Source organism: Sphingopyxis italica, assembly GCF_011926545.1.
Classification (GTDB): Bacteria; Pseudomonadota; Alphaproteobacteria; order Sphingomonadales; family Sphingomonadaceae; genus Sphingopyxis; species Sphingopyxis italica.
This window is the reverse complement of sequence record NZ_JAATIT010000001.1, coordinates 1,405,592-1,417,602: the sequence shown is the minus strand read 5'-3', so window position 1 is coordinate 1,417,602 and position 12,011 is coordinate 1,405,592. Positions and strand designations below refer to the sequence as shown.

Here is a 12,011-nt window from a genome sequence, read left to right as displayed (position 1 = left end):
CATGGCACTTAAATCCTATAATCCGACCAGCCCCGCGCAGCGCGGCCTGATCCTCGTCGACAAATCGTCGCTGTGGAAGGGCAAGCCCGTCAAGGCGCTGACCGAAGGCAAGCGCAAGACCGGTGGCCGCAACAACAAGGGTCATGTGACCTCGCGCGGCATCGCCGGCGGCCACAAGCAGAAGTACCGCTTCATCGACTTCAAGCGTCGCAAGTGGGACATGCCGGCTACCGTCGAGCGTCTGGAATATGACCCCAACCGCACGGCCTTCATCGCGCTCGTCAAGTATGAAGACGGTGAGCAGACCTACATTCTGGCGCCGCAGCGTCTGGCCGTGGGCGACACCGTCGTTGCCGGCAAGAAGACCGACGTGAAGCCGGGCAATGCGATGGAATTGTCGCAGATGCCGGTCGGCACGATCGTCCACAATATCGAGATGAAGCCGGGCAAGGGCGGCCAGATCGCCCGTTCGGCCGGCACCTATGCGCAGGTCGTCGGTCGTGACCGCGGTCTCGTCATCGTGCGTCTCGGTTCGGGCGAACAGCGTTATATCCGCGGCGAGTGCATGGGCACGGTCGGTGCGGTGTCGAACCCCGACAACCAGAACACCAACCTGGGCAAGGCCGGCCGCAACCGCTGGCTCGGCAAGCGTCCGCTGACGCGCGGCGTCGCGAAGAACCCGGTCGATCACCCGCACGGTGGTGGTGAAGGCCGCACCTCGGGTGGCCGTCATCCGGTTACTCCGTGGGGCAAGCCGACCAAGGGTGCTCGTACCCGTCACAACAAATCGACCGACAAGATGATCATCCGGTCGCGTCACGCGAAGAAGAAGAGGTAAGCCATGGCTCGCTCGGTCTGGAAGGGTCCTTTCGTGGACCTCCATCTCCTCAAGAAAGCCGAAACGGCCCAGGAAGGCAGCAGCTCTGCGCCTATCAAAACCTGGTCGCGCCGGTCCACCATCCTGCCGCAGTTCGTCGGGCTGACCTTCAACGTCTACAACGGCCGCAAGTTCGTGCCGGTGTCGGTCAATGAAGACATGGTCGGCATGAAGCTGGGTGAATTCGCGCCGACGCGCTTCTTCCCCGGCCACGCGGCTGACAAGAAGGGCAAACGCTAATGGGCAAGGAAAAGTCCCCCCGCCGCGTTGCGGACAATGAGGCGCTCTCGGTCGGCACGCAGATCCGCGGCTCGGCCCAGAAGCTGAACCTCGTTGCCGCGCTGATCCGTGGCCGCAAGGTCGAAGACGCGATGAACATCCTCACCTTCTCGAAGAAGGCGATGGCCGTCGACGTGCGCAAGGTTCTCGCCAGCGCCGTCGCCAACGCGGAAAACAACCACAACCTCGATGTTGATGCCCTGGTCATCCAGGAAGCCAGCGTCGGCAAGTCGATCTCGATGAAGCGCTGGCACGCTCGTGGCCGCGGCAAGTCGACCCGGATCGTCAAGCCGTTCAGCCGCATCCGCATCGTCGTCCGCGAACAGGAAGAAGAGGCGTAAGATGGGCCAGAAGAGCAATCCGATCGGCCTGCGCCTGCAGGTCAACCGCACCTGGGACAGCCGCTGGTTCGCCGAAGGTCAGGACTATGGCCGCATGCTGGTCGAGGATCTGAAGATCCGCCAATATGTGTTCAAGACCCTGCCGCAGGCAGCGATCTCGAAGGTCGTGATCGAGCGCCCGGCCAAGCTGTGCCGCGTGTCGATCTATGCCGCCCGTCCGGGTGTCATCATCGGCAAGAAGGGCGCGGACATCGAAAAGCTGCGCAAGAAGCTCGGTGAACTGACGAACAGCGACGTGTCGCTGAACATCGTCGAAATCCGCAAGCCCGAAGTCGACGCCAAGCTTGTCGGCCAGGGCATTGCCGACCAGCTCGAACGCCGCGTCGCGTTCCGCCGCGCCATGAAGCGCGCGGTTCAGTCGGCGATGCGTCTCGGCGCCGAAGGCATCCGCATCAACTGCGCTGGCCGTCTCGGCGGCGCGGAAATCGCGCGTACCGAATGGTATCGCGAGGGCCGGGTGCCGCTGCACACGCTGCGCGCCAACGTCGACTATGCCGAATCGACCGCGCACACCGCCTATGGCGTGTGCGGGATCAAGGTGTGGATCTTCAAGGGCGAGATTCTCGGCCACGACCCGATGGCGACCGACCGTCTGATGCTCGATGCGCAGACGACCGGCGTCCGTCCGGCTCGTGAAGATCGCCGCTAAGGACTGCTGACATGCTGCAACCGAAAAAAACCAAGTTCCGCAAGGCCTTCAAGGGCCGCATCCATGGCAATGCCAAGGGCGGCACCAGCCTGAACTTCGGCTCCTACGGGCTGAAGGCGATGGAACCCGAGCGCATCACCGCGCGCCAGATCGAAGCGGCGCGCCGTGCGATCAGCCGCGCGATCAAGCGTCAGGGCCGTTTGTGGATCCGCATCTTCCCCGACGTCCCCGTGTCGTCGAAGCCTGCCGAAGTCCGTATGGGTAAGGGCAAGGGTTCGCCGGAATTCTGGGCCGCGCGCGTGAAGCCGGGTCGCATCCTGTTCGAACTCGACGGCGTTCCCGGCCCCGTGGCCGCGCTGGCGTTCGAACGCGCCGCGATGAAGCTGCCGATCAAGACGAAGGTGATCGCCCGCCTCGGCGACACCTCGCACCTGGAGGGTTAAGGACATGGCCAAGACCGAAGATTTCAAGGCCAAGACCGACGACCAGCTCGCCGAACAGCTTGGCGAACTGAAGCGCGAGGCGTTCAACCTCCGCTTCCAGGCGGCCACCGGCCAGCTTGAAAAGGCCTCGCGCGTCAAGGAAGTGCGGCGCTCGATCGCCCGCATCAAGACGCAGCAGACCGAGCGTTCGCGCTCGGCCGCGAAGTAAGGAGACTATCGATGCCGAAGCGCATTCTGACCGGCACGGTGGTGTCCGACAAGGGCGACAAGACCGTCGTGGTGAAGGTCGAACGGAAGGTGAAGCACCCTCTGTACGGCAAGATCATCCGCCGCTCGAAGAAATATCACGCCCACGATGAGGACAACGCCATCAAGGCTGGCGAAACCGTCCGTATCGAGGAAACGAAGCCGATTTCGAAGCTGAAGACCTGGAAGGTGCTCGACAAGGTCGACACTCACAGCAAGCCGGCGACCCCCGCCGCAGCTCCGGCCGAAGGCTGACGCAGATTCACGGAACCGCCGGGATTACCCGGTAGGCCAAACAAGAAGGAAGTGCATCGATGATCCAGATGCAGTCACAATTGGAAGTCGCCGACAACAGCGGCGCGAAGCGCGTCCAGTGCATCAAGGTGCTGGGCGGGTCGAAGCGTCGTACCGCCGGCGTCGGCGACGTGATCGTCGTGTCGATCAAGGAAGCCCAGCCGCGTGGCAAGGTGAAGAAGGGTGACGTGCATCGCGCCGTCATCGTTCGCACCGCCAAGGACGTGCGCCGCGCCGATGGCTCGGTGATCCGTTTCGACAGCAACGCCGCCGTGCTCGTCAACAAGAACGAAGAGCCCATCGGCACCCGTATCTTCGGCCCCGTCGTCCGCGAACTGCGCGGCCGCGGCTATATGAAGATCATCAGCCTGGCACCGGAGGTTCTCTGACCATGGGTATGGCAAAGATCAAGAAGGGCGACACGGTTGTCATCCTGTCTGGCAAGGACAAGGGCAAGACCGGCGAAGTGACGCAGAGCCTGCCGAAGGACGGCAAGGTCGTCGTCGCGGGCGTCAATGTCATCACGCGCCACCGCAAGCCGAGCCAGACCAACCCGCAGGGCGGTCTGGAACGCAAGGAAGCGCCGCTGTTCGCAAGCAAGGTTGCGCTCGCCGATCCCAAGACCGGCAAGCCGACGCGCGTTCGTTTTGAAACCAAGGACGGCAAGAAGGTCCGCGTGGCCGTGAAGTCCGGGGAGACGATCAATGGCTGATAACTACACCCCGCGCATGCGCACCCGCTACGACGATGTGATCGTCAAGGCGATGACCGAGAAATTCGGTTACAAGAATGTGATGGAAGTGCCGAAGATCGACAAGATCGTGCTCAACATGGGCGTCGGCGAAGCCACGCAGGACAAGAAGAAGGTCGAATCGGCCGCTGCCGAGATGGAACTCATCGCCGGCCAGAAGCCCGTCGTGACCAAGGCGAAGAAGTCGATCGCACAGTTCAAGCTGCGCGAAGGCATGCCGATCGGCTGCAAGGTGACCCTGCGCCGCGAACGCATGTATGAATTCCTCGACCGTCTGATCACGATCGCCATGCCGCGCATCCGCGACTTTCGCGGCGTGTCGGCGACCAGCTTCGACGGCCGTGGCAACTATGCCATGGGCCTGAAAGAGCAGATCATCTTCCCCGAGATCAACTATGACCGCATCGACCAGGTGCGCGGCATGGACGTGATCGTCACCACCACCGCCCGTACGGACGAAGAAGCCCGCGAACTGCTCAAGCTGTTCGGCTTCCCCTTCCCGATCGATGCGCAGGAAAAGGAAGCCGCCTGATCCTTCGGGACCAGGCAGGCTCTTTCAAGAAGGAAAGAGAACTTAAGTCATGGCGAAACTGAGTTCGGTAAACAAGAACGAGCGTCGCAAGCAGCTGGTGAAGAAATACGCCGGCCGCTACGCGAAGCTGAAGGCGATTGCGGCGGACACGTCGCTCGACGATGGCGAGCGTCTGATCGCGCGCCTCAAGATGGCGGAAATTCCGCGCAACGGCAACCCGACCCGCATCCGTAACCGGTGCGAGCTGACCGGCCGCCCGCGCGCTTATTATCGCAAATTCCGGCTGTGCCGTATCCAGCTCCGCGATCTGGCCAACAAGGGCCTGATCCCCGGTGTTGTGAAGTCGAGCTGGTAAGGGACTGACAAGATGGCAATGACCGATCCCCTGGGTGATATGCTCACCCGCATCCGCAACGGCCAGACGGCGAAGAAGGACAGCGTCCTGACGCCGGCTTCGACGCTGCGCGTCCGCGTTCTCGATGTTCTCCAGCGCGAAGGCTATATCCGCGGCTACAGCGAAGAAGCGCTGGGTGCCAAGGGCCAGCACAAGGGCATCCGCATCGAGCTCAAATATTTCGAAGGCCAGCCGGCGATCCGCCACGTGGCCCGCGTCTCGAAGCCGGGCCGCCGCATCTATTCGGGCTCGAAAGAGCTGCCGATCGTGCGCAACGGCCTTGGCATCACCATCGTGTCGACCCCGCGCGGCGTTCTCTCGGACGCCGAAGCCCGCGAGCATAATGTCGGCGGCGAAGTGCTGGCGGAGGTGTTCTGATGTCGCGCATTGGTAAAAAGGCAGTAGCGATCCCGGGCGGCGTCACCGCCGCGATCGACGGCGGCCAGCTGTCGGTCAAGGGTCCGAAGGGCACGCTCGCGATGCCGCTTTCCGACAACATCAAATATGAAGTCGGCGAAGGCAGCATTTCGGTTCAGCCCGCGAACGACAGCCGCGAAGCTCGGGCGTTCTGGGGCATGCAGCGCACGCTGGTCCAGAATCTGATCACCGGTGTGACCGAAGGCTTCACCAAGGTGCTCGAAATCACCGGTGTCGGCTATCGTGCCAACGCGCAGGGCAAGAATCTGAAGCTGCAGCTCGGCTACAGCCACGATGTCGATTTCGCGGTGCCCGAAGGCATCGAGATCAAGACGCCGGACAACACGACGATCGAGATCAACGGCATCGACAAGCAGCAGGTCGGCCAAGTCGCGGCGGAAATCCGCCGTTGGCGTAAGCCCGAACCCTATAAGGGCAAGGGCATCAAATATCGCGGCGAGTACATCTTCCGCAAAGAAGGCAAGAAGAAGTAAGCCATGGCACATCTTACCACTTTCCAAAAACGCCGCCAGCGCGTCCGTACCGCGCTCCGTCAGCGCGCCGCCGGGCGTCCGCGCCTTTCGGTGCACCGTTCGGGCCGTCACATCTATGCGCAGCTCATCGATGATGCCGCCGGTGCTACGCTGGCTTCGGCTTCGACGCTCGACAAGGATGTCCGCGGCAAGACCGGCGCGACGACGGCTGCTGCCGCCGATGTCGGCAAGCGCCTCGCCGCTGCCGCCAAGAAGGCGGGCGTGACGCAGGTCGTGTTCGACCGCGGCGGCTTCCTGTTCCACGGGCGCATCAAGGCGCTGGCCGACGCGGCACGCGAAGGCGGATTGGAGTTCTGATTATGGCAGACGAAGTACAGAAGGTCGAAGGCGCTCCCGAAGCGGCCCCCACCCCCACCGAAGGCCAGGCTCCGCGCCGCGGCCGTGGCGGCGGCGGTGGTCGCGATGGTGGCCGTGGCGGCCGTGACGGTGGCCGTGGCCGCCGCGACGATCGTCGCCCGCGCGACGATGACGGCGGCGAAGAGCTCATTGAAAAGCTCGTCCACATCAACCGCGTTTCAAAGACCGTGAAGGGCGGCAAGCGCTTCGGTTTCGCCGCGCTCGTCGTCGTCGGCGACGGCAAGGGCCGCGCCGGTTTCGGTCATGGCAAGGCGCGCGAAGTGCCCGAAGCCATTTCGAAGGCGACCGCCGCCGCGAAGAAGGCGATGATTCGCGTTCCGCTGCGCGATGGCCGTACGCTGCACCATGACGGCCGCGGCCATTTCGGTGCCGGCAACGTGACGCTGCGCTCGGCACCCGCCGGAACCGGCATCATCGCCGGCGGCCCGATGCGCGCCGTGTTCGAATCGCTGGGCGTTGCCGACGTGGTGACCAAGTCGGTCGGCACCTCGAACCCCTATAACATGATCCGTGCGACCTTCGAGGCGCTCGGCGAACAGACCAGCCCGAAGTCGGTCGCGCAGCGTCGCGGCAAGAAGGTTTCGGACCTGATCAAGCGTGGCGGTGCGTCCGACCGCGCAGCCGAGGCCGAAGCCGCGGCGGTGACGGAGTAAGACCATGGCCGACAAGAAGATCAAGATCCGCCAGATCGGCTCGCCGATCCGTCGTCCCAAGAGCCAGCGTGCGATCCTGACCGGCCTCGGCCTGGGCAAGATGCACCGCGAGGTCGAACTGGTCGACACCCCGGAAGTGCGCGGCATGATCCGCAAGCTTCCGCACATGGTGGAAGTCGTCGAGGGCTAAACGCCAGTGAAGCTTTATCGCCTGTTGACCGGTCCCGATGACGCCGCCTTCTGCGCGCGCGTCGAAGGGCTGCTCAACCGGGGATGGCAGCTTCACGGTAGCCCCTCGATCACCAGTGTCGATGGCCGCGGCTATGTCGCCCAGGCCATCGTGATGGAGAAAGCCGGGCCCTATCCCGGCTTTCAGCCGTCGAGTGAAATCGAACCGGACTGAAGCCTTTCGGTCCTTAGCGCGAACACAGCGAAAGCGAGTGCAACCATGACTATCAAGCTTAACGAACTTCGTGACAACAACGGCGCCCGCAAGGGCCGCATGCGCGTCGGACGCGGCATCGGCTCGGGCAAGGGCAAGACCGCCGGCCGCGGCCAGAAGGGTCAGAAGGCCCGCAGCGGCGTCGCGATCAACGGCTTCGAGGGCGGCCAGATGCCGCTCCACATGCGCATCCCGAAGCGCGGCTTCAACAACATCTTCGGCAAGGACTTCGCGATCGTCAATCTGGGCATGGTCCAGAAGCTGATCGACGCGAAGAAGCTCGACGCGAAGGCAACGATCGATCACGCCGCGCTCAAGGCCGCTGGCGTCGCCCGCGGCGGCAAGGACGGCGTCCGCCTCCTCGCCAAGGGTGAACTGACCGCGAAGCTGAACTTCGCCGTTGCCGGCGCGTCGAAGGGCGCGATCGAAGCGGTCGAAAAGGCCGGCGGCAAGGTCGAACTGCCCGAAGCCAAGCCGGAAGGCGACGGCAAGAAGGCCCAGCGCCGCGCCAAAGCCAAGGCCGACTAAACAGAAAATTGCTCCCCTCCCGCTTGCGGGAGGGGCAGCGAGACTTGCGAGCTTGCTCGCTAGTCGCAGCGGGGAGGGTGATGGGGCCTTGCGCGAGGCGGGCGGATCCCACTCAAGCCCTCCTCCAAAGAGGGGCTAAAATAGGCCTTTCCCCTTGCGCTTCGTCACCGCCGAACGCACATAGGCGCCGGGTCGCGGGGGGCGCGGTCCGGAATATCCGAGGAAAACACCCATGGCCTCTCGCGCCGACCAGCTTGCTTCCAACCTGAACTTTTCGAAGTTCGGTCAGGCGACCGAACTCAAGAACCGTATCTGGTTCACGATCGGCGCGCTGATCGTCTTTCGCTTCCTGTCGTTCGTGCCGCTTCCCGGCGTCGATCCGGTCGCGCTGGCGTCGCTCTACAGCCAGGCCGCTTCGGGCGGCGTCCTCGACATTTTCAACACCTTCTCGGGCGGCAGCCTGGAGCGCATGAGCATCATCGCGCTCGGCGTCATGCCCTATATCACCGCCTCGATCGTCGTGCAGTTGGCGGCCGCGCTGTCGCCCAGCCTCGCCGCGCTCAAGAAAGAGGGCGAAAGCGGGCGCAAGAAGCTCAATCAATATACGCGCTACGGCACCGTCGCGCTGACCGCGATCCAGGGCTATTTCATCGCCGTCGGGCTCGAAACGCTCGGCGCGTCGCAGGGCATCGCCGCGGTCGTCGACCCCGGCATGATGTTCCGCGTCGGCGCCGTGATCTCGATCGTCGGGGGCACGCTCTTCCTGATGTGGCTCGGCGAACAGATCACCAGCCGCGGCATCGGCAACGGCGTCTCGCTGATCATCATGGCGGGCATCCTCGCCCAGCTGCCGCGCAGCTTCTCGCAGATGTTCACCCAGGTCCGCGAAGGCTCGATGGGCGGCGGCACGATCTTCGCCGTCATTGGCGGCGCGATCGTGATCATCGCCTTCATCAGCTTCATGGAACGCGCGCAGCGCCGCGTCCTCGTCCAGTATCCGAAGCGCGCGACGCAGCGCGGCGTGATGCAGGCCGACCGCAGCCATCTGCCGCTCAAGGTCAACACCGCGGGCGTCATCCCGCCGATCTTCGCCTCGTCGCTGCTGCTGATGCCGCTGACGGTGACGCAGATGATGGGCCAGAATGTTCAGGGCGACACCGCGACCGGCGATTTCCTGATCACGCTCAACCAGTATCTCGCGCACGGCCAGCCGCTCTATATGGCGCTCTATGCCGCGGGCATCATCTTCTTCTGCTTCTTCTACGTCGCGGTCGTCTTCAATCCCGAAGAAACCGCCGACAATCTCAAAAAGCAGAATGGTTTCATCCCCGGCATCCGCCCGGGCAAGAACACCGCCGCCTATCTCGATTTCGTGCTGACGCGCATCACCGTGCTCGGTGCGGCCTATCTGGCGGCGATCTGTCTGATCCCCGAATATTTCATCGCGCAGTCGGGCTTGCCGTTCCAGCTTGGCGGCACCAGCCTCCTGATCATCGTCAACGTCACGATCGACACGATCAGCCAGATTCAGAGCCACATGCTCGCGCATCAATATGGCGACCTCATCAAGAAGGCCAAATTGAAGGGCGGCGTTGCGCGGCGTTGATCGCCTCGCTACGGCCTTTGCGACACGGTAGGGCAAACAGGGGTCCCCATGACGCTGAACATCATTTTGCTGGGCCCGCCGGGGGCGGGTAAGGGAACGCAGGCGTCGCGCCTCGAGGACGAGCATGGCATGGTCCAGCTCTCGACGGGCGACATGCTGCGCGCCGCGGTCAAGGCGGGAACGCCGATCGGCCTCCAGGCCAAAGCGGTGATGGACGCCGGCGAACTCGTCTCCGACGCCATCGTCTCGGGGCTGATCGGCGAGCGGCTCGACGAGCTTGGCGGCGACGTTTCGGTGATCTTCGACGGCTATCCGCGCACCGCCGCGCAGGCCGACGCGCTCGACACGATCCTGTCGACGCGCGGCCGCAAGCTCGACCATGTGATCGAGCTGCGAGTCGAGGAGGACGCGCTCGTCGACCGCATCACCGGCCGCTTCAGCTGCGCCAACTGCGGTGCGGGTTACCACGATCGTTACAAGCTCCCCAAGATGGAGAATGTCTGCGACGTTTGCGGCTCGGGCGAATTCAAGCGCCGCCCCGACGATAATGAGGAAACGGTGCGTACGCGCATGGCCGAATATCGCGCCAAGACCGCGCCGATCCTGCCGATCTACGAAGCGCGCGGTATCGTCACCCACGTCGACGGCATGGCGCCGATCGATCAGGTCAACGACGCGCTCGAAACGATCCTCGCGGGCTGAGGCTAGCCAGTTTCCCCGGCGCCGGTTATTCAGGCGCCAGGGGGAATGGCTGATGATGATTTCGGAATATTTGACCGGCGCTGCGTTCGTCGCCGCGCTCGCTTTCGCACCGGCGGCAAGCGCCAGGATTATCGACCAGAGCGATGCCGGCTTTACGGTCGCGCACACGGCGCAAGTCGCCGCGACGCCCTCCGATGTGTGGAAAATGCTCCGCATGCCGCAAAGCTGGTGGTCGAAGGAGCATAGCTGGTCGGGCGATGCCGCGAACTTCTGGCTCGATTCGCAGGCGGGCGGCTGCTTCTGCGAAAAACTGCCCGATACCGGATCGGGCGTCGGCAGCGTCCAGCACGCGCGCATCGTCTTTGCGAAACCGAACGAGATGCTCCGCCTGTCGGGCGCCTTCGGCCCGCTGCAGGGCGAGGCGCTCACCGGCACGCTGACGATCCAGATCAAGGAAACCCCGACGGGCAGCGCGCTGCGCTTCGACTATGTCGTCGGCGGCTATATGCGCTTCAAGACCGCCGACATCGCGCCCGCGGTCGACAAGGTGATCGGCGAACAATTGGTCGGCCTTGCCAATGCGCTCGGCGGGGCGCTGCCGCCGACGCGCGACGAAAAGGCGGCCGAGGAACCCGCGGCCGAAACCCCGGACGCGAAAGAGGAGCCCGGACTCGACGCCGCGGTCGCCGATCTGGTCGAGGAGGAAGCGAAGCCCGCCCCCGACGAAGGCCGTTAGGCGCCGGGCTTGCCGCGCAGCTTCGCCAGCGCGGCGAACGGTCCCGTCGCCTCTTCGCTGAGCACGCCCTTTTCGGCGAGGACGCGGTCGGCGTCGGGATGGCGCGGGAAGGGATCGAGCGCGAGCGAGAGCGTCTGCACCGCCGCTTCGCCCAAATCGATCCGGTCGCCTTCGAGCGGCAGCAGGTCGAGGTCGTCGCTGCCGATCTCGATCTCATCCTCTTCGCCGACCGGGGCATCGACGTCGCGCAGGAAGCGCAGGTCGAACGGCTCGGCGATCGTCGCGGGGACGGGCAGGTCGGTCGCGGCGCACGCCTGCACGACATCGGCGCTCACTTCGCCCCTGGCGCCGATCCCGCCCGCGATCGCACGGATTTCGGCCACAAGGGAAAAGCGGTCGAGCGCAAGCAAGCCGAGCCGCCGGGCGATCGCCTCGCGCGTACCGGCGTCGGCTTCGACCGTGATCGTTCGGCCGTGCGCGGCATCGGCGAGCGTCACGATCAGCGGAAACTCGGCAGTCATTCCCGGACGCCACCCAGCCGATCGGCGATGACCAGCTCGGAGACCGGCGTCGCCGCGAGCGCCGCGCGGAGCGCCGCGACTTCGGCCATCACATGCGCCAGCCCCGCTTCGGCGGGCTCCTTGCCACGCCACAGGTTGCGGATCAGCGCCTCGCGCAATTCGCCCGACCCGTCGGCGGCGCGGTAGGCACCCAGCCGGCCGCCGAGCGCGCTCATCATCCGCCCGACCTGCTTGCCGACGACCATGTCGCCGAAACCGATCTGGCGCATTTGCCCATCCATGTCGTTCACGAACAATTCGGTGAGCTGGACGCCGGCGAGTCCCCGCCCGGCGTCTTCATCGATCCGGTGGAGCACGAGCGCGAGTATGAGGCTGACCATGTCGAAGCGGCCGTCGAGCGTGTCGGGAACGCCGCCCTCGGCATACCAGTGCGGCGCGCGCGCGGTGGCGACGACGGCGTTCCACAGCGGACGGCGCGCCTCGCGCGGGTCGGGTTCGGATTTGAAGAGTTTGCGGAGCGATGAAAACATGGCGATTCGCTTAGGCCGAATCATGTCGGCGGAAAAGGGGCCTGAGTCAGCTTGGCGCAAGCTTTGCCGCGGCATAAGCCGCTTGTGCGCGCCGTCCGC

23 protein-coding genes are annotated in these 12,011 nt (G+C 64.6%); 21 read left to right on the top strand and 2 right to left on the bottom strand.

What is annotated here, in order from left to right:
- The first annotated feature begins 1 nt into the window (after nucleotide 1).
- From rplB to GGR90_RS06430, 21 genes are all read left to right on the top strand, one after another.
- Complete coding sequence (gene rplB / locus GGR90_RS06530; protein ID WP_058806666.1) at nucleotides 2-838, top strand: 50S ribosomal protein L2; 837 nt, start codon at nucleotides 2-4, stop codon at nucleotides 836-838.
- Between the two features lie 3 nt (nucleotides 839-841).
- Nucleotides 842-1,117: a 30S ribosomal protein S19 gene (gene rpsS, locus GGR90_RS06525; protein ID WP_166945010.1), complete on the top strand. Its 276-nt coding sequence runs from the start codon at nucleotides 842-844 to the stop codon at nucleotides 1,115-1,117.
- Nucleotides 1,117-1,497 (top strand): 50S ribosomal protein L22, encoded by a 381-nt coding sequence (rplV, locus tag GGR90_RS06520; protein ID WP_088439838.1) that lies wholly within the window; start codon nucleotides 1,117-1,119, stop codon nucleotides 1,495-1,497. Before rpsS ends, rplV begins: the two co-directional genes overlap by 1 nt.
- 1 nt (nucleotide 1,498) lies before the next feature.
- A complete protein-coding gene (gene rpsC / locus GGR90_RS06515; RefSeq protein WP_167920395.1) occupies nucleotides 1,499-2,206 on the top strand; it encodes a 30S ribosomal protein S3 in 708 nt (235 codons plus the stop codon).
- Between the two features lie 11 nt (nucleotides 2,207-2,217).
- A complete protein-coding gene (rplP, locus tag GGR90_RS06510; protein WP_037515653.1) occupies nucleotides 2,218-2,649 on the top strand; it encodes a 50S ribosomal protein L16 in 432 nt (143 codons plus the stop codon).
- 4 nt (nucleotides 2,650-2,653) lie between these two features.
- Nucleotides 2,654-2,857, top strand: a complete 204-nt coding sequence (gene rpmC, locus GGR90_RS06505; protein ID WP_054589693.1) for a 50S ribosomal protein L29 — start codon at nucleotides 2,654-2,656, stop codon at nucleotides 2,855-2,857.
- A gap of 11 nt (nucleotides 2,858-2,868) precedes the next feature.
- Complete coding sequence (gene rpsQ / locus GGR90_RS06500) at nucleotides 2,869-3,150, top strand: 30S ribosomal protein S17 (protein WP_167920393.1); 282 nt, start codon at nucleotides 2,869-2,871, stop codon at nucleotides 3,148-3,150.
- A 59-nt stretch (nucleotides 3,151-3,209) separates the two neighbouring features.
- Complete coding sequence (rplN, locus tag GGR90_RS06495; RefSeq protein WP_011543078.1) at nucleotides 3,210-3,578, top strand: 50S ribosomal protein L14; 369 nt, start codon at nucleotides 3,210-3,212, stop codon at nucleotides 3,576-3,578.
- Nucleotides 3,579-3,580: 2 nt separating this feature from the next.
- The gene (gene rplX / locus GGR90_RS06490) at nucleotides 3,581-3,901 is read left to right on the top strand and encodes a 50S ribosomal protein L24 (protein WP_167920391.1); all 321 of its coding nucleotides are present in this window, start codon (nucleotides 3,581-3,583) and stop codon (nucleotides 3,899-3,901) included.
- Nucleotides 3,894-4,472, top strand: coding sequence for a 50S ribosomal protein L5 (gene rplE, locus GGR90_RS06485; protein ID WP_167920389.1), 579 nt, complete (start codon nucleotides 3,894-3,896; stop codon nucleotides 4,470-4,472). Before rplX ends, rplE begins: the two co-directional genes overlap by 8 nt.
- A 49-nt stretch (nucleotides 4,473-4,521) precedes the next feature.
- Nucleotides 4,522-4,827, top strand: a complete 306-nt coding sequence (gene rpsN / locus GGR90_RS06480; RefSeq protein ID WP_037556379.1) for a 30S ribosomal protein S14 — start codon at nucleotides 4,522-4,524, stop codon at nucleotides 4,825-4,827.
- A gap of 12 nt (nucleotides 4,828-4,839) precedes the next feature.
- Nucleotides 4,840-5,244 (top strand): 30S ribosomal protein S8, encoded by a 405-nt coding sequence (gene rpsH / locus GGR90_RS06475; RefSeq protein WP_167920387.1) that lies wholly within the window; start codon nucleotides 4,840-4,842, stop codon nucleotides 5,242-5,244.
- Entirely contained in the window at nucleotides 5,244-5,777 is a 534-nt protein-coding gene (rplF, locus tag GGR90_RS06470; protein WP_167920385.1) for a 50S ribosomal protein L6, read from the top strand. The genes rpsH and rplF overlap by 1 nt, the downstream gene beginning before the upstream one ends.
- 3 nt (nucleotides 5,778-5,780) lie before the next feature.
- Nucleotides 5,781-6,134, top strand: a complete 354-nt coding sequence (rplR, locus tag GGR90_RS06465; RefSeq protein ID WP_167920383.1) for a 50S ribosomal protein L18 — start codon at nucleotides 5,781-5,783, stop codon at nucleotides 6,132-6,134.
- Between the two features lie 2 nt (nucleotides 6,135-6,136).
- Entirely contained in the window at nucleotides 6,137-6,847 is a 711-nt protein-coding gene (gene rpsE, locus GGR90_RS06460) for a 30S ribosomal protein S5 (RefSeq protein ID WP_167920381.1), read from the top strand.
- Between the two features lie 4 nt (nucleotides 6,848-6,851).
- Entirely contained in the window at nucleotides 6,852-7,037 is a 186-nt protein-coding gene (gene rpmD, locus GGR90_RS06455; RefSeq protein WP_037515666.1) for a 50S ribosomal protein L30, read from the top strand.
- Between the two features lie 6 nt (nucleotides 7,038-7,043).
- On the top strand, nucleotides 7,044-7,250 hold the full coding sequence (locus GGR90_RS06450) for a DUF1737 domain-containing protein (protein ID WP_167920379.1): 207 nt from the start codon (nucleotides 7,044-7,046) through the stop codon (nucleotides 7,248-7,250).
- A gap of 45 nt (nucleotides 7,251-7,295) precedes the next feature.
- The gene (gene rplO, locus GGR90_RS06445; RefSeq protein ID WP_167920377.1) at nucleotides 7,296-7,817 is read left to right on the top strand and encodes a 50S ribosomal protein L15; all 522 of its coding nucleotides are present in this window, start codon (nucleotides 7,296-7,298) and stop codon (nucleotides 7,815-7,817) included.
- 232 nt (nucleotides 7,818-8,049) lie between these two features.
- The gene (secY, locus tag GGR90_RS06440; protein ID WP_167920375.1) at nucleotides 8,050-9,423 is read left to right on the top strand and encodes a preprotein translocase subunit SecY; all 1,374 of its coding nucleotides are present in this window, start codon (nucleotides 8,050-8,052) and stop codon (nucleotides 9,421-9,423) included.
- A gap of 48 nt (nucleotides 9,424-9,471) precedes the next feature.
- Complete coding sequence (locus tag GGR90_RS06435) at nucleotides 9,472-10,125, top strand: adenylate kinase (RefSeq protein ID WP_167920373.1); 654 nt, start codon at nucleotides 9,472-9,474, stop codon at nucleotides 10,123-10,125.
- A gap of 52 nt (nucleotides 10,126-10,177) precedes the next feature.
- Complete coding sequence (locus tag GGR90_RS06430; protein WP_167920371.1) at nucleotides 10,178-10,861, top strand: hypothetical protein; 684 nt, start codon at nucleotides 10,178-10,180, stop codon at nucleotides 10,859-10,861.
- On the opposite strand, the gene GGR90_RS06425 is transcribed toward GGR90_RS06430, so the two are convergent.
- Both GGR90_RS06425 and GGR90_RS06420 read right to left on the bottom strand, forming a co-directional pair.
- The gene (locus GGR90_RS06425) at nucleotides 10,858-11,382 is read right to left on the bottom strand and encodes a YceD family protein (RefSeq protein ID WP_167920369.1); all 525 of its coding nucleotides are present in this window, start codon (nucleotides 11,380-11,382) and stop codon (nucleotides 10,858-10,860) included. The genes GGR90_RS06430 and GGR90_RS06425 overlap by 4 nt on opposite strands.
- Nucleotides 11,379-11,912 carry a ubiquinol-cytochrome C chaperone family protein gene (locus GGR90_RS06420; protein WP_167920367.1) on the bottom strand — a complete coding sequence of 178 codons (534 nt, stop codon included), beginning with the start codon at nucleotides 11,910-11,912 and terminating at the stop codon, nucleotides 11,379-11,381. The genes GGR90_RS06425 and GGR90_RS06420 overlap by 4 nt, the downstream gene beginning before the upstream one ends.
- Nucleotides 11,913-12,011 lie beyond the last annotated feature (99 nt).

Bases quoted from the DNA above. Each gene is read 5' to 3' on its own strand.
- rplB (WP_058806666.1), top strand. From the start codon at position 2: ATGGCACTTAAATCCTATAATCCGACCAGCCCCGCGCAGCGCGGCCTG.
- rpsS (WP_166945010.1), top strand. From the start codon at position 842: ATGGCTCGCTCGGTCTGGAAGGGTCCTTTCGTGGACCTCCATCTCCTC.
- rplV (WP_088439838.1), top strand. From the start codon at position 1,117: ATGGGCAAGGAAAAGTCCCCCCGCCGCGTTGCGGACAATGAGGCGCTC.
- rpsC (WP_167920395.1), top strand. From the start codon at position 1,499: ATGGGCCAGAAGAGCAATCCGATCGGCCTGCGCCTGCAGGTCAACCGC.
- rplP (WP_037515653.1), top strand. From the start codon at position 2,218: ATGCTGCAACCGAAAAAAACCAAGTTCCGCAAGGCCTTCAAGGGCCGC.
- rpmC (WP_054589693.1), top strand. From the start codon at position 2,654: ATGGCCAAGACCGAAGATTTCAAGGCCAAGACCGACGACCAGCTCGCC.
- rpsQ (WP_167920393.1), top strand. From the start codon at position 2,869: ATGCCGAAGCGCATTCTGACCGGCACGGTGGTGTCCGACAAGGGCGAC.
- rplN (WP_011543078.1), top strand. From the start codon at position 3,210: ATGATCCAGATGCAGTCACAATTGGAAGTCGCCGACAACAGCGGCGCG.
- rplX (WP_167920391.1), top strand. From the start codon at position 3,581: ATGGGTATGGCAAAGATCAAGAAGGGCGACACGGTTGTCATCCTGTCT.
- rplE (WP_167920389.1), top strand. From the start codon at position 3,894: ATGGCTGATAACTACACCCCGCGCATGCGCACCCGCTACGACGATGTG.
- rpsN (WP_037556379.1), top strand. From the start codon at position 4,522: ATGGCGAAACTGAGTTCGGTAAACAAGAACGAGCGTCGCAAGCAGCTG.
- rpsH (WP_167920387.1), top strand. From the start codon at position 4,840: ATGGCAATGACCGATCCCCTGGGTGATATGCTCACCCGCATCCGCAAC.
- rplF (WP_167920385.1), top strand. From the start codon at position 5,244: ATGTCGCGCATTGGTAAAAAGGCAGTAGCGATCCCGGGCGGCGTCACC.
- rplR (WP_167920383.1), top strand. From the start codon at position 5,781: ATGGCACATCTTACCACTTTCCAAAAACGCCGCCAGCGCGTCCGTACC.
- rpsE (WP_167920381.1), top strand. From the start codon at position 6,137: ATGGCAGACGAAGTACAGAAGGTCGAAGGCGCTCCCGAAGCGGCCCCC.
- rpmD (WP_037515666.1), top strand. From the start codon at position 6,852: ATGGCCGACAAGAAGATCAAGATCCGCCAGATCGGCTCGCCGATCCGT.
- rplO (WP_167920377.1), top strand. From the start codon at position 7,296: ATGACTATCAAGCTTAACGAACTTCGTGACAACAACGGCGCCCGCAAG.
- secY (WP_167920375.1), top strand. From the start codon at position 8,050: ATGGCCTCTCGCGCCGACCAGCTTGCTTCCAACCTGAACTTTTCGAAG.
- GGR90_RS06435 (WP_167920373.1), top strand. From the start codon at position 9,472: ATGACGCTGAACATCATTTTGCTGGGCCCGCCGGGGGCGGGTAAGGGA.
- GGR90_RS06430 (WP_167920371.1), top strand. From the start codon at position 10,178: ATGATGATTTCGGAATATTTGACCGGCGCTGCGTTCGTCGCCGCGCTC.
- GGR90_RS06425 (WP_167920369.1), bottom strand. From the start codon at position 11,382: ATGACTGCCGAGTTTCCGCTGATCGTGACGCTCGCCGATGCCGCGCAC.
- GGR90_RS06420 (WP_167920367.1), bottom strand. From the start codon at position 11,912: ATGTTTTCATCGCTCCGCAAACTCTTCAAATCCGAACCCGACCCGCGC.